Below are 14,747 nucleotides of genomic sequence, written 5' to 3'. Positions count from 1 at the left end.
CGCGGTTTATCCGCGCCCTTCTCAGATTCCAAATTGAAACCAAAAACATTGGTTGGCAAAGGTTCTGCCTAAGGCATTGTGGTTACAGCAAGGCGACAAACGAAAGAGTCTCCCGGAGCATAGTTGTCTATGCGACTGGAGCTATTGAGTACAGTCAACACCGCTGTAGCCGCAAGGACAACGGCAGAATTAGTCCTTCCAAAAGGCTGCGGTAAAAAGTACCAGCAAAGTGAATATCTCCAGGCGCCCAAAGATCATCGCCACCACCAAAATCCACTTACCGGCATCAGGCACTGAGGCAAAGTTGGCGGCCACTTCACCTAAGCCCGGACCCAGGTTATTTAACGTGGCGGCTGTAGCGGTGAAGGCGCTGATATTATCCATGCCGACCAACAGCAAGGACAACATAATAACGACAAACACAAAAGCGTAAGCAGCAAAAAAGCCCCACACCGCTTCAACGATCCGATCTGGTACTGGCCGACGCCCCAATTTGATCGAATACACAGCCCGTGGATGTACTAAGCGGTTTAACTCCCTTTTGCCCTGTAAAAATAACAGCAATACCCGCACTACTTTTAAACCACCTGCGGTTGAACCCGCGCAGCCACCAATAAAACTGGCGAAAATCAGCAAAATAGGTAAAAACAACGGCCAACTGGAGAAACTTGCCGTAGAAAAACCTGCAGTAGTAGACATAGACACAGCCTGAAATACGCCGTGATTAAGCGCACTGAACCAATCCGGATAAATTTGCTCTTCCAGAAGCACCAAAAAGCACAGCAGCATCAAAGCCAGTTGAATGGTGATAAAAGCTTTAAGTTCAGGGTCGCGCCAATAGGTTTTAATATTCTTGCCACGGATAGCGGCAAAATGCAGCGGGAAATTGATGGAGCTGATCAGCAAAAACAGCGCACAAATCATATTAATACTGACGCTGTTAAAATAACCAATACTGGCATCATAGGTCGAAAAACCACCTATAGCTACAGTAGAAAACGCATGGCAAATCGCATCAAAGGCATTCATACCTGCGACATAAAAAGCCAGAGCACAGGCGATGGTGATGCCCAAATAAATAAACCACAGATGCTTAGCGGTATCGGCAATACGGGGCGTCATTTTATTGTCTTTGACCGGGCCTGGTGTTTCTGCCCTGTACAACTGCATACCCCCTACCCCTAACATCGGCAGAATAGCCACAGCTAATACGATGATCCCCATACCGCCAAACCACTGCATTTGCTGACGGTAATACAAAATGGCCTTGGGTAAACTTTCTAATCCGGTCAAAACAGTAGCCCCAGTCGTAGTGAGGCCTGAAAAAGACTCAAACATACTGGCCGCCAGATTCATATCGGGTTGTTCTGCCAGCCAGAATGGCAAAGCCCCTACCGCACCTAATACAGTCCAGAACAACACCACTATTAAAAAGCCTTCCCGCACTTTCAGTTCAGACTTTTCATGCCGATTTGGATACCAGACGACAAAACCTATCAATAACGACAGGAAAAAAGACAGGATAAAAGGCACACCAGCGCCGTCCTGATACCAGTAAGCGATAAAAGCCGGAGGTAACATGGTGATACTGAAGATAGCAATCAGCAGACCTAAAATCCGGATAATGGAACGGTATTGCATCAGGAATCCTGCTCTGACGAGTGATGCCACACCAAGGTGGCTTGTGGTTCTTTCAGTCTGATCATGGTCTGCATAAACTGCTGTTCAAATTCCTGTTGGTCACTTTGCGCAATACGCACCGTTAAGTGCACTTGCTGCTCAAACTCTTGCTGATCGATCAGCCAGCGATGTTGCCAGACACGCTGCATGGCTTCAAACACAGCATAAGGCAATGTCAGACTGGCGTGCAGCCGCACTGGTATAAATTCGCGCTCTGCCAGCGTCAACGCTTGGCGCACCGCCTCGCTATAAGCTCGAACTAATCCACCTGTGCCGAGCTGAATACCGCCATAATAACGCACCACAGTAGCACAAAGCCCCACCATACCAGAACCTTGCAACACCGCCAGCATAGGTTTGCCTGCCGTCCCCGAAGGTTCGCCGTCATCACTGAAGGCTTGTGGCTGCCCGGTTGCACCTGCTGGCAACAGCATAGCACTACAGACATGAGCCGCTTGTGGATGTTGCTGTTTTTGCTGGCGAATAATCTGCTGGCCTTCTGCCAGACTTTGGATCGGCCATAAAGTACATAAAAAACGGCTGCGTTTGATTTCCTGCTCAAACGAAGCCGTTTTAGCCAATACCCAGTCACCTGACATGAAATGACCTAGGCAAGTTTTAAATCACGGGTCATATTTTCGTTGCGGTCTTTGTGTACTATGACGTTATCTTCAATACGGATACCACCATACTTACGGAACTGTGCCACTTTATCCCAGTTCACTGCTTTGCCATGGGCTGTATCTTTTAAATCTGCCAATAACGAGTCAATAAAATACAAACCAGGTTCTATGGTAAAGACCATAGAGGCTTCGACCAGACGAGTGGTGCGCAGGAACGGATGATCGGCAGGTGCAGCGACATGGGTGCCGCGTTCATCCGCCATAAAACCGCCGACATCATGCACCTGTAAACCCAGGTGATGGCCTAAACCATGAGGGAAGAAGGTACGACTGATACCAGAGTCGACAATGCCTTCAGCAGACATTTGCACAAAGTTAAAATCAGCCAGAATTTTCGCTATATGCTGATGCGCTTCGATATGTAAATCCGGGTATTTGATGCCGGGCTTTAAGCCATCTACCAGCTTCAGTTCCACATCAGTCATGGCGTTGATCAAAGCCGCAAATTCATCGTCTAAAAAGCTATACGTGCGGGTAATATCAGCGGCATAGCCATGAAAACTGGCACCAGCATCAATTAAAAATGAATGAAACTGGTTTGGTTTTTTCCGCTCCAGGGCAGTGTAATGCAAAATGGCCGCGTTTTGGTTCAGCGCTATGATATTGCCGTAAGGCACTTCGTTCTCGCTTTGTCCTACAGCGGCTAAATAGGCCAGTTGAATATCAAATTCTGAGCCGCCAGCCATAAAGCTGGCTTTAGCAGCATTATGGCCTGCCACTGCGATGCTGTTCGCCTGACGCATACAAGCCAGCTCATAGTCAGTTTTGTAAGCGCGGTGGTAATGCAGATAGCTGATCACGCCCTCAGGATTAATTTCGCTAAAACCTAAAGCGGTCGCGACTTCAAGATGTTCGCCCAGATAAGCCATACGGCCTTTGTCGTAAGGCAAAATACGTTCAACCTGATTAGCCTTTTCCAGGATCTGAATATCAAAAAAACCAGACCAAAACGAATCCGGCGCGTCCGGCACTTTGTGCCAGAAGTCTTTCGGCAGATAAAACGCCAGTTTAGGTTTATTCACGCCATCGACGATCAGCCAACAGTTCGGGTTGTCTACTACGGGGATCCAGGCTTTAAACAGCGGATTGACTTTAAAAGGATAATCCATATCGTCGAGAAACTGACGTTTCGCCTGACCTGAATGGATCACCAGGGCGTCCAGATTCTCACGGGCTAACACAGCTTTGGTACGTTGCTGTAGCGTAAACAAATGAGCGGCGTAAAGTTCTTGGTAAGCTGGACGCATAAATTCAAATTCCGTTATTTATCAATAAAAATAATCAGTACAGGCCAAGTGTACCACGCTGGATTAACTGTGATAGCCCCCGTTAAATTTAACCAGGTTATCCAACCTTAACAAAGTTATGATTTTGCAGTCATACCTCAGCGTGTGGACCGCTTAGTCGCCAATTACAAACTGTCACAGAACTCCATACGAATTCATCTTCGATAACCTGTTGCTATCTGCTAGCGTGCCCTTAAATCTAAGGAGTTACTGAATGAAAACAACAGCCCTGATCCTGTTATGTTCTTTAACCAGCACCTCTGTTGTTGCCGCCAAAGCAGAGCTATACGGTACTTTAGAACCTTTTGCCAAAGAAACTGTATATTTTTTGCTGACGGATCGTTTTGTCGATGGCGATCCGACTAATAACTTTGTGCAGCAGGGCCTGCCTGGTCAATCAACCTTCAACAGACCCCTGCTCGGTCCGGATGGACGTAGCGCCAATATCGGTTATCTGGGCGGGGACTTTAAAGGCATAGTTCAGCATGCAAACTATATCAAAGACCTGGGGTTCAGCTATGTCTGGACCACGCCTATAGTAGATAATCCGGATTATGTTTTTACAGGTGGAGAGCCTGTAGTTTTTGGCACCCCTTATGGTGACGGGGGTAAAACAGGCTATCACGGCTACTGGGGCATCAACTTCTATCAGGTCGATGAACATCTCGAGTCTGCCGATCTGAATTTTGCTCAATTTACTGCAGCGCTAAAACAACAGGGTTTGGGTTATGTGCTGGATGTGGTCGCCAATCACGGCTCGCCAGCCTATAGCATGCCAAAGGGCCAGGTTGGTCATTTTGGTCAGTTATTTGACCAATCTGGCCGTCTGGTTGCAGATCATCAGAATTTGCCGCCCCAGCAATTGAGTCATACCCATCCTTTACATCAGTTCTACAACAAGACCACCGGATTGGCTCAACTCTCTGATTTGAATGAAAACAATCCAGCGGTACTGGATTATCTGGTGAATGCACACCTGAAATGGATAGAACAAGGGGCGAGCGCTATCAGGATTGATACCATCAAAGAGATGCCGCACCATTTCTGGAAAAAATTTACCGACAAGATCCGGCAAAAGCATCCTGATATATTTATTTTTGCCGAAAGTTTTAATTTCGAAGCAGAAAAAGCAGCAGAGCATACCTGGCCAGAAAATGGCGGTGTCAGCGTACTGGATTTCCCAGGCCGTAACGGTATTACCTCAGTGTTTGAACACAAAAACAGTCATTACAGTCAGATCCTGAACCACCTGCATCTGGATTCCGGAGTTTATGCCAATCCCTATGAACTGATGACCTTCTACGATAACCATGACATGGCACGAATGAATGCCTCAGACCAAGGCTTTATTAACGCGAACAACTGGCTTTTCACCTCCCGCGGCATTCCGGTGATCTACTACGGTTCAGAAATCAATTTTATGACCGGAGAACGGGAACACACTGGTAATCGCAATTATCTGGGTGCAGAGCGCCTTAAGACAGCAGCGCAACATCCGGTACATCAGCAGTTAAAAGCCGTGATTGCTCTTAGAAATCAAAGTATCGCGCTGCAACGTGGATTACAGTTGAACCTTGATTACCAGCAACACACTGCGGCCTTTTTACGGCTTTATCAACGTCAGGGACAGAGTGAAACCGCTTTGGTGTTGCTGAATAAATCCGATCAACCGCAACAGCTAAAAATCCCGGCTTTACCTCAATCTGGCAGCTGGCACAATTTGGCCAACGGACAAGAACTTGGTTCTTTAACTCATCTGACACTAGAACCTCATTCAGTCCAGGTTTGGATCAACAAAACGCCAATCCAAAACACCGCTCTGATAGTGCAGCTCAGTGAGCAGATGAAAAAATTAAAACTGTAAGTGAGCATAACAGAGGTTCCGGCACGATGTATCAAGTAGCAGATTTTTATCAATTGCGTCCGCTCAGGCCCACAGATAGCCAACAACTGGGACAATATTTTGAACAACTTAGTGAGGAAACCAAAGGACGCTTTGGCCCCCACCCGCTGAGCGCGGCTTACGCCAGCGAATTGTGCAAAGCAACTGATTCAGCATGCCATCGTCTGGTACTTTGGATTGAAAATCGGATTTGTGGCTATGTCATTCTGGATCTACGGCCTTATCCAGAGGATTATCAGCGCTACCAAAAGTACGGTATTGAACTTTGTGCCGGATTAGACGCCATGTTGGCTCCCTCCATAGCCGACGATTTACAAGGCAAAGGATTAGCCAGTCAAATGATGCCTTGCTTACTGGATTTTGCCAGACAACACCAAGTACGGCATCTGGTGCTGATGGGAGGTACTCAACAAGGCAACGACAAAGCGATACGGCTTTATAAACGCGCAGGTTTTATTGAAGTAGGGCAGTTTGTTACCCAACTGCTGAATTACGATATGTACTTGCCTTTAATCCCTGCTTCAAACTGCAAAAAATCAGAAGACAACTCAGATTGACTCTGAGTTGTCCTGGCTGCAGTGCCGGAAAAACGAAGGACTAAAATCAGCCATTCACCCCCACCCGCATTTGCGCCAGAGGTTCGAAAATATGCTGATTCCTCTGCATTTTCAGACTGTAGATCTGGTAATACATCATGACGTTTTTGACGTAGTCACGGGTTTCTTTAAAGGGAATAGTCTCAACCCAGATATCCAGCGGCACAGAGCCATCTTTGGGGATCCAGGATTTGACTCTGCTAAAACCAGCGTTGTAGGACGCCGTCGCAAACACCACATTGTTGTCGGTATGTTTCATCAAATAATTCAGATAATAAGTACCGTAGTTAATATTGGTGACCGGATTGTATAACTGCTCCACTGGCACACGACGACCGGTAATATGTTTGGCTGTAGCAGGCATAATTTGCATCAGGCCATGAGCGCCGACCGGTGACTTGGCTGTCGGGATAAAGGTACTTTCGCGCCGCGCTATCGCCATAGCCCAGGCCGGGTCTACCCGGGCTTTTTTCGAGTAGGTTTGAATTTCTTTGTTAAAGGCCATAGGGAAACGTAAGTCGACATCATCCCAATAACCTGCTTTGGCTAACGCAACGATGGCGTTGTCGTACCAACCCCACTCATAAGCCAGCTTAGCGGCACTGTATTTTTGCAAATCAGTACCATATTGCTGTAAATGGGTCAGTTCACGTTTGGCCGCATTCGGTCTTTTGATGGCTTGCCATTCTTTCATCCGGCGCACTGGCGCACTGCTTTTAAAAGCCAGAAAGTCAGTCTCAGACACCGGCACTGGTTTATGCGCCAAACTGGGCGGCACGCCCAGGTGAGCTGCCGCCAAGTAACCATAGTAACTGCGCAGTTTAGCCAATTGCTGATAAATATGGGTTGAGGATTCTTTTAAGTTCACCTGCTGATAAGCCCGGGCTAACCAATATTGACTGGCATCGTCTTTAGCGAGCTGTTCCGGTAATGCCTTCACCGCCTCAATCACAGCATACCAATCCTTTTTGCGTAGCAAACTCGCCAGTTTCCATTGCACAAATAACTTATCTTTGTACTGGGCAGGCACTATGGCGATAAACTTATCGGCGCGCGGGTCGTTTTTACTGGCTAGCGCTATAGCAATTTGGCGAGCGGTAACAGCACGATTTTCATTACTAAAAGCCGGGTCGTGGGCAAAACGATTCCAGACCTCAATCGCCTGATCTGGTTTTTTCCACACCAGTTTCTGCATACCATAAGCGGCTAAATCACGCTCTAATGGGCTACGCAGTGGCAGGAAACTCTTCCGATAAACCAGAGCGGGATTGTCCATCACCTGCACCCACTTTTCAGCCAGATACTTCTGCTCTGGCGGTAACAAGCTGCGTAAATAGGGCAACATGCGCTGATTATCGGCTTTCACAGCCGCCAGCACACGCTGCCAAACCGCTTCTGGTGTGCGCTGCCCAGCCTTGCGCCAACGCTCAAACAGAGGATCGCATTCATCAGGCCGGGTTTTACCAACAGCCCATAAGTCGCGTACTGCCGGCCATACAGCGGCAGGCTTTTCCAGCACCAGCCGCATTTCCAAAGCCTGACAATCCAGTACTACATCTGAACCATATTGGTAGTTTTTCAGGAATAACTGAGCTTGCTTGCGATCGGCCAGATAGGTCAGCCAACGTTTGCGCAGGGTTCGCTCCAGTGGCGTGCCCTGATGCTCTTGCATAAAACGCACTATTGCATTGGTGTCGTCCAGCGATTTACTTAACAACTCCAGTTCCAGGTAGGGCTGCAGTGGATAAGCCTGCATTTCTTTTAAGACTTTTTTCGCCTGAGCTTCGGTGAGTTTATGAATATTTTTTTCGGCCAGTTCGAAACGTTTACGCATGCCTTCATTAATAGCATGAGCAGGAAAGGCGACAGACAAGGCGGCGGTGGCCAGCAACCAAAACGACGGACGGAAAACAGAACAGAAACGCCACATACAAATATTTACCACCTATAGTTACTGGGACATCTATCGCAAATTCAAACAAGTGTTTAAATAACGGTTGAAATTTTTACTGAACCACGACACACTGACTCTGCAATAGACTCATCTTACCAGTTGCGAATAAAAGCAATAGTCCACCCTATAGGACGAAGGAGAACATTCATGATCTACCAGAGTAACAGCATCACCGTCGCCTATCTGGCAGATGGTATTGCCGAGTTTACCTTTAATGCTACCGGTTCAGTTAATAAATTTGACCAACAAACCTTAGCAGATTGTCGCGCTGCTTTGAATCTGCTGCATGCAGATAAAAACCTCAAAGGCGTGATTTACACCTCCGCAAAAGACGCTTTTATCGTAGGCGCCGACATCACTGAATTTTTAGGTACATTCCAGCAACCTGAAGCACAGCTTGTTCCCTGGATTAAATCTGCCTCTGACGTGTTTGACCTGGCGGAAGATTTACCAGTTCCCACCATAGCTGCTATTCGTGGTTTTGCCTTAGGTGGTGGTTTTGAGTGGACTTTAACCGCAGATTATCGTGTCGCCGATACCACAGCCAAAGTAGGTTTACCTGAAGTAAAACTGGGTTTAATGCCTGGTTTTGGTGGTTCAGTGCGTTTACCCCGGGTGATTGGCGCTGACGGTGCTATGGAATGGATCACCACAGGCAAAGAACGTGGTGCTGAGGCGGCATTAAAAGAAGGCGCTATTGACGCGGTGGTAGCTCCGGAAAAATTAAAAGACGCTGCACTGTCGATGATCAAGGATGCAATAGCCGACAAATTAAACTGGCAGAAAAAACGCGCCGCCAAATTACAGCCACTGAAACTAAATAAAATTGAAGCGACTATGAGCTTCAACACCGCCAAAGGCATGGTGTTTGCCAATGCAGGTAAACACTACCCGGCGCCTATGGTGGCGGTAGAAACTATTGAAGCCGCAGCCCGTTTAGACCGTGCTGGTGCTGTGGCTTTAGAAAACGCTGCTTTTGCCAAGCTGGCAAAAACTACTGCAGCTTCTGCGCAAATTGGCTTATTCCTCAATGACCAGTTGATTAAAGGCAAAGCGAAAAAAGCTGCCAAAACAGCCACCAAAGAGATTAAAAAAGCCGCCGTCTTAGGCGCAGGCATTATGGGTGGCGGTATCGCTTACCAGTCTGCGCTCAAAGGTGTGCCTGTGGTGATGAAAGACATAGCCGACAAAGCGTTAGAGCTGGGTATGGGCGAAGCCACTAAGCTGTTGAACAAACAGGTTGAACGCAAAAAGTTAGATGTAGTGGGTATGGCGAAAGTGATTGCCAGTATTCAGCCGACCTTGAGCATGGAACCAGTCAAAGCTGTTGATATAGTCGTAGAAGCTGTTGTAGAAAATCCAAAAATCAAAGGCGCTGTACTCAAAGAAGTGGAAGAATTAGTAGCGGCTGATGCCATTATTACCTCCAATACTTCCACCATCTCTATTGATTCATTGGCCGCCAATTTAAAAGACCCGAGCCGCTTCTGTGGTATGCATTTCTTTAACCCTGTACACCAGATGCCATTGGTCGAGGTGATCCGCGGTAAAGACACCAGCGAAGAAACTGTCGCTGCTGTGGTGGCCTACGCGGCAAAAATGGGTAAGTCCCCTATAGTGGTCAACGACTGCCCTGGTTTTTATGTCAACCGTGTGTTGTTCCCGTACTTTGCCGGGTTTAGCAAACTGGTGTTAGACGGAGCTGACTTTGCCAAAGTCGACAAAGTGATGGAAAAAACCTTCGGCTGGCCTATGGGCCCGGCGTACTTGCTGGACGTGGTGGGTTTGGACACAGCGTTCCACTGCACAGACGTGATGGCGGCTGGTTTCCCAAGCCGTATGGGTAAAGTCGAAAATGACCCTGTCGCTCTGATGTATCAGGCACAGCGTTATGGTCAGAAGAACGGTGTCGGCTTCTATGCCTACAGCAAAGACGCTAAAGGCAAGCCGAAAAAAGATTCGGATGCAGCAGCTTACGACTTGCTGGCTAAAGCTGGCGCTTCCAGCGTGGAGTTTAGCAGCGATGACATTATTGCCCGTTGTATGGTGCCGATGATTAACGAAGTGATCCGCTGTTTAGAAGAAGGCATTGTCGCTACTGCTGGCGAAGCAGACATGGGCTTAATTTATGGTTTAGGTTTCCCTCCGTTCCGTGGTGGTCCGCTGCGTTATGTCGACACCATTGGTCTGGCGAACTTTGTGGCTTTAGCTGACAAATACGCCCATTTAGGTGAAATCTATCAGGTAACAGACAAAACCCGCGCCATGGCAGCTTCTGGTGCCGTGTTCTACCCGGTTTAAGGCGGAGAGAAACAAATGAAACAAGCAGTGATCGTTGATTGTATCCGTACCCCTATGGGTCGTTCGAAAGCAGGTATCTTCCGCAACGTGCGCGCAGAGGAATTATCCGCTTATGTGATGGCCGCTCTGGTTGAGCGTAACCCGGCTTTAGACCCGGCTGAAATTGATGATGTGATCTGGGGTTGTGTGCAACAAACTCTGGAACAAGGTTTTAACGTCGCCCGTAACGCCTCGTTATTGGCAGGCATTCCGCATTCAGTGCCGGCTGTGACGGTTAACCGCCTTTGTGGTTCATCCATGCAGGCCTTACACGACGCAGTACGTGCCATTCAAACCGGCATGGGTGAGGTGTATTTAATCGGTGGTGTGGAACATATGGGCCATGTGCCTATGACCCACGGTGTGGATTTCCACCCTGGTTTAGGCAAAAACATCGCCAAAGCTGCAGGCATGATGGGCTTAACGGCTGAGCTGTTAGGCAAACTGCATGGCATCAGCCGTCAGCAACAGGACGAGTTTGGCGCCCGCTCACACCGTTTAGCCTATGAAGCCACGCTGCAGGGGCGTTTTAAAAACGAAATTATCCCGGTGCAAGGCCATGACGCTGACGGCGTACTGAAAGTCTTTGATACAGACGAAGTGATACGTCCGGAAACCACAGTAGAAGCTTTAGCTGCTTTACGCCCAGTGTTTGACCCGGCCAACGGTACTGTAACAGCTGGTACTTCTTCAGCTTTATCAGACGGCGCTTCCGGCATGCTGGTGATGAGCGAAGAAAAAGCCAAAGCCTTAGGTTTAAAAATCCGCGCCAAAGTGATAGGTATGGGTGTAGCAGGTTGCGACCCTTCTATCATGGGTTACGGCCCTGTGCCTGCCAGTAAAAAGGCGTTAAAAGCGGCAGGTTTAACAGTGGCTGATATCGATTACGCTGAGTTAAACGAAGCCTTCGCTGCTCAGGCTCTGCCCGTGATGAAAGACTTAGGTTTACTCGAAGTAATGGACACTAAAGTGAACTTAAACGGTGGCGCCATTGCTTTAGGCCACCCGCTGGGCTGCTCAGGTTCACGCATCAGCACCACGCTGATTAACGTACTGGAAGACAAAGGCGGCAAATATGGTTTAGCCACTATGTGTATTGGTTTAGGCCAGGGCATAGCGACAGTGTTTGAACGTGTAGAGTAATATCGTTCTTAAAGTTAATGATTGAATAAGAGGGTTGGCTTTGGCCAGCCCTTTTTATTTGTACTTTGAGATACCGCTGTGGAGAATTTAAAACACCAGAGCCTGAACTTTGACCTTCTGCTGTTCAATCACAGCTCTGAATTCCGGGCTTGTTGTCGACCAATCCACAACATCGACTTTCCAGGGTAAATCAGACTCGGAGAAGGCTTCGTGTAAACTGGCCAGTAAAGTTAAAGACAAAGGTTGCTGTGACATAATCACCAAATCTAAATCAGAAAAAGGCTTAGCAGTCCCTTTGACACGTGAACCAAAAGCCCAGACTTCACAGGAAGGCACCAGTTGTCGCACTATCTGCTTCACTATGGCTAAATGTTCAGCACTGATATCTAACTGGCTAATGCTCATGCCATCCTCTTTTCTAACTGCTCAGATAAATGACTAGCTTCGGCTAAAAATTTTGGAATACCTGCTACCACTTCTAAAGCCACAGCTTCATCGTAGCTATGACTGGTTTTGCCACGCATTTCACGATACAAACGCCAGTCCGGCCAGCTTCCCAGTAATAACCCCTGCTCGTTACCAGTGCGGATCAAATCCTGAAAAGGCATCTGATCAAATAGCTCAGGGGTGGCCGACGCCATTTCCAGGTAACGCTTCAGCATTTTATGGCTGATTTCATAAGTAAACTCAAAACGCTGCACCAGACCATCACGAATTTGAGTGTCACTTATATCCTGCTGATATCTTAACCAGCCTTCGTACAGCCTGTTGGTGGCATTATGTAAAGGGGTAAGATCGAGCACAAAATCATTCATCAGCTAAGTCCTGTATGAAATACTGTCACAACAGCAGGTATAAGCGAAATTAACCTTATGCTATCGTAATTTGCAGCCTTTTGCCCAATCTTAGCCTGAAGTAGGAACTTTCGCTTAATTCCAGCTTTTCAGCACGAATAAGCTAAGTTAGCATAAGCGCCCTTTTAGTCTGAAAGCTGTGGAGCAAGAGCCATGTCGAACCCTGAACAGTTATTTTTAGCGGCCGATCAGCAGCTGGATACTTTAGGTTTACGTTGCCCTGAGCCAGTAATGTTAACCCGCCTGGCTATTCGCAAAATGACGGCGGGCCAGACACTATTAATTACCGCTGACGATCCGGCTACTACCCGCGATATACCTGCTTTTTGTCGTTTTATGGAGCATGAACTGGTCGCCAGCGATACAAGTAGCGAGCCTTTCCGCTATTTGGTGAAAAAATCCGGCTAAGAATTCAAAGCACCGCAAACACTTTTAACTGCCTTTTTCCGCCCTTTATTAACCACTTTCTGCCCTTTATCGGTTCGGACTGTAAGGGCCCATGCCGCTACGCCACACTGCCTGCATCAAGACACTTAACCCCTGATAAACAAGGTAAAACATGATGCAACAGTCCAATAAAATCTTTAACCAAACTAACTTAAACCTGCTGTTCATCACAGCACTGGCGGCTTTAACCATGAAAACCCAATGGCTGCCAAGCGACAGCGCAACAGTGCGTGAACTTAATGTGCAGCGTATTAACGTAATGGAACCCAGCGGTCATCCACGTTTGGTGATAGCCAATACAGGCCATGCGCCTAAAGCCATTAAAGAGGGCAAAGAGTTTTTTGATCCGGGCCCACGCCCAGGCATGATTTTTTACAATGACGAAGGCACTGAAAACGGTGGTTTTGTGTTCCGTGGTTTTGAAAAAGACGGCAAGGTGGAACATGGCCTGCATTTATCTTTTGACCGTTACAATCAGGATCAAAGCCTGGCGCTGCAGCATATTGAACAAGACGGCATGCTGATCTCAGGTCTGAATGTGGTCGACAGGCCGCAATACCCGATAGACGACTATATGCGGCTGATGCTGGCCGCAGAAAAAGGTGATGCGAAAGCTCAAGCGCGCATAAAAGAACTGGAACAACAATATCCAGATATTCATGGCTACAGAAGAGCTTTTTATGGCACATTAAACAAAAAAGCTATGCTGCAACTGAATGATCCTCAAGGAAATAAACGAATTGAAATGGCTGTGGGTAAGGATGGTAAACCTCAACTGGTGTTTTACGCTGAAGATGGCAGCGAACTGATGCGTTTACCAGAAGCAGTACAGGTGAAATGATGACACAGCTCAAAACCTTTGCCCTGTTATTGGCCTTTTCCTATGGCTTGATGTTGTATCTGGCGCTGCTGCAAACAGCGCCTGGGCAACCTTTGCAGTTCCATGCCGATGCCCCGCTTTGGCTGACACTACAGGCCGCTTTGTCACTCTGGTTAAGCCGCAAGTTAGATGCTGTGCTTTGGGCCAAAGGCACTGCGGTTTCACTGCTGCAGCGTTATAGCCAAAGCTTTGGCCTGAGTTTGCTGATTTTTGTTGGCCTGATGACTGGCATTCAGCTTTTGATAGATACAGCCACTGGCCAGCCCTTTTTGCTGCAGCAGTATCTGCGGGTTGGCCTGATGTATCTGCTGGTGCATAGCTTAATAGCGGGGGCAGATTTGTTATGGCAAGCGTTAAAACGCCAGCAACAACAACAACTCGAGCTGCTGCAGGCACAACAACATAACCAGCAGTTCAAGTTGCAATTGCTGCAACAACAACTGGACCCACACTTTTTGTTTAATAACCTCAATGTGCTCTCTGTGCTTATTCATAAAAGCCCGGATCAGGCCGAGCAGTTTCTTGACCATTTTGCCGATATTTACCGTTACCAATTGCAGCAAGGCAGTAAAACGCTGGTGCCTTTGGCCGACGAGCTGATTTTTGCACAGCAGTATATGGCGCTGTTGGCGCAACGTTTTCCGGCCAGTTTTCAACTAAAGATCTCTGTAGAGCCGGAGCAACAAACTAACTATCAGTTAGTGCCCTGCAGCCTGCAGTTGCTGCTGGAAAACGCAGTGAAACATAACAGCGCATCAGCTGAACAACCTTTGTTGATCCAACTGGAACTGCAACAAGGTCAGTTAATAGTGCATCACCCATTGCGACCCAAGGCTTTTGCCCAGCCCGGTACAGGCACAGGTTTAAGCAATTTATCTGAGCGCTGCCAGGCGGTGCTGGGCAAGCCAATAGAAGTGACACAAAACGACGGGTTTATCGTCTCTGTGCCACTGCAGCAGAGTGTTTAAAGGGGCGGCATAA

Annotated in this window: 13 protein-coding genes; 7 read left to right on the top strand and 6 right to left on the bottom strand. The window is 47.8% G+C overall.

The genetic code is table 11. From position 1 onward, the window contains the following. Positions 1 to 189: 189 nt before the first annotated feature. Genes SD53_RS08300 through pepQ form a run of 3 tightly spaced genes read right to left on the bottom strand, consistent with a single transcriptional unit; the run spans position 190 to position 3,610 of the window. On the bottom strand, positions 190 to 1,641 hold the full coding sequence (locus tag SD53_RS08300; RefSeq protein WP_046519769.1) for a TrkH family potassium uptake protein: 1,452 nt from the start codon (positions 1,639 to 1,641) through the stop codon (positions 190 to 192). Next, positions 1,641 to 2,279 (bottom strand): IMPACT family protein, encoded by a 639-nt coding sequence (locus SD53_RS08295; RefSeq protein ID WP_046519768.1) that lies wholly within the window; start codon positions 2,277 to 2,279, stop codon positions 1,641 to 1,643. Before SD53_RS08295 ends, SD53_RS08300 begins: the two co-directional genes overlap by 1 nt. Positions 2,280 to 2,287: 8 nt before the next feature. Then, positions 2,288 to 3,610: a Xaa-Pro dipeptidase gene (pepQ, locus tag SD53_RS08290; protein ID WP_046519767.1), complete on the bottom strand. Its 1,323-nt coding sequence runs from the start codon at positions 3,608 to 3,610 to the stop codon at positions 2,288 to 2,290. A gap of 253 nt (positions 3,611 to 3,863) precedes the next feature. Here pepQ and SD53_RS08285 point away from each other — a divergent pair, with 253 nt between their 5' ends. Both SD53_RS08285 and SD53_RS08280 read left to right on the top strand, forming a co-directional pair. Next, positions 3,864 to 5,513 carry an alpha-amylase family glycosyl hydrolase gene (locus SD53_RS08285; protein ID WP_046519766.1) on the top strand — a complete coding sequence of 550 codons (1,650 nt, stop codon included), beginning with the start codon at positions 3,864 to 3,866 and terminating at the stop codon, positions 5,511 to 5,513. Positions 5,514 to 5,539: 26 nt separating this feature from the next. Beyond that, a complete protein-coding gene (locus SD53_RS08280; RefSeq protein WP_046519765.1) occupies positions 5,540 to 6,109 on the top strand; it encodes a GNAT family N-acetyltransferase in 570 nt (189 codons plus the stop codon). A 46-nt stretch (positions 6,110 to 6,155) separates the two neighbouring features. Here the strand turns inward: SD53_RS08280 and SD53_RS08275 are convergent, their stop codons facing one another. Continuing rightward, positions 6,156 to 8,078 (bottom strand): transglycosylase SLT domain-containing protein, encoded by a 1,923-nt coding sequence (locus tag SD53_RS08275; RefSeq protein ID WP_052749311.1) that lies wholly within the window; start codon positions 8,076 to 8,078, stop codon positions 6,156 to 6,158. Between the two features lie 171 nt (positions 8,079 to 8,249). On the opposite strand from SD53_RS08275, the gene fadB reads away from it, so the two are divergent. Beyond that, positions 8,250 to 10,403 (top strand): fatty acid oxidation complex subunit alpha FadB, encoded by a 2,154-nt coding sequence (gene fadB, locus SD53_RS08270; protein WP_046519764.1) that lies wholly within the window; start codon positions 8,250 to 8,252, stop codon positions 10,401 to 10,403. A 15-nt stretch (positions 10,404 to 10,418) separates the two neighbouring features. Next, on the top strand, positions 10,419 to 11,585 hold the full coding sequence (fadA, locus tag SD53_RS08265) for an acetyl-CoA C-acyltransferase FadA (RefSeq protein WP_046519763.1): 1,167 nt from the start codon (positions 10,419 to 10,421) through the stop codon (positions 11,583 to 11,585). Between the two features lie 87 nt (positions 11,586 to 11,672). On the opposite strand, the gene SD53_RS08260 is transcribed toward fadA, so the two are convergent. Together SD53_RS08260 and SD53_RS08255 are read right to left on the bottom strand one after the other, a co-directional pair. Continuing rightward, entirely contained in the window at positions 11,673 to 11,990 is a 318-nt protein-coding gene (locus SD53_RS08260) for a nucleotidyltransferase family protein (RefSeq protein ID WP_046519762.1), read from the bottom strand. After that, positions 11,987 to 12,400 carry a nucleotidyltransferase substrate binding protein gene (locus SD53_RS08255; RefSeq protein WP_046519761.1) on the bottom strand — a complete coding sequence of 138 codons (414 nt, stop codon included), beginning with the start codon at positions 12,398 to 12,400 and terminating at the stop codon, positions 11,987 to 11,989. The genes SD53_RS08260 and SD53_RS08255 overlap by 4 nt, the downstream gene beginning before the upstream one ends. A gap of 192 nt (positions 12,401 to 12,592) precedes the next feature. On the opposite strand from SD53_RS08255, the gene tusA reads away from it, so the two are divergent. From tusA to SD53_RS18005, 3 genes are all read left to right on the top strand, one after another. Next, a complete protein-coding gene (gene tusA, locus SD53_RS08250; protein ID WP_046519760.1) occupies positions 12,593 to 12,847 on the top strand; it encodes a sulfurtransferase TusA in 255 nt (84 codons plus the stop codon). 151 nt (positions 12,848 to 12,998) lie between these two features. Further along, positions 12,999 to 13,727 (top strand): hypothetical protein, encoded by a 729-nt coding sequence (locus SD53_RS08245; protein WP_046519759.1) that lies wholly within the window; start codon positions 12,999 to 13,001, stop codon positions 13,725 to 13,727. Continuing rightward, entirely contained in the window at positions 13,727 to 14,734 is a 1,008-nt protein-coding gene (locus SD53_RS18005; RefSeq protein ID WP_052749309.1) for a sensor histidine kinase, read from the top strand. Before SD53_RS08245 ends, SD53_RS18005 begins: the two co-directional genes overlap by 1 nt. The last annotated feature ends 13 nt before the right edge of the window (positions 14,735 to 14,747 follow it).

The sequence above is a fragment of the Rheinheimera mesophila genome (assembly GCF_000986865.1).
GTDB classification, from domain to species: domain Bacteria; phylum Pseudomonadota; class Gammaproteobacteria; order Enterobacterales; family Alteromonadaceae; genus Pararheinheimera; species Pararheinheimera mesophila.
The sequence above is the reverse complement of the archived record's forward strand: the minus strand, read 5'-3'. Positions and strand labels throughout refer to the sequence as shown.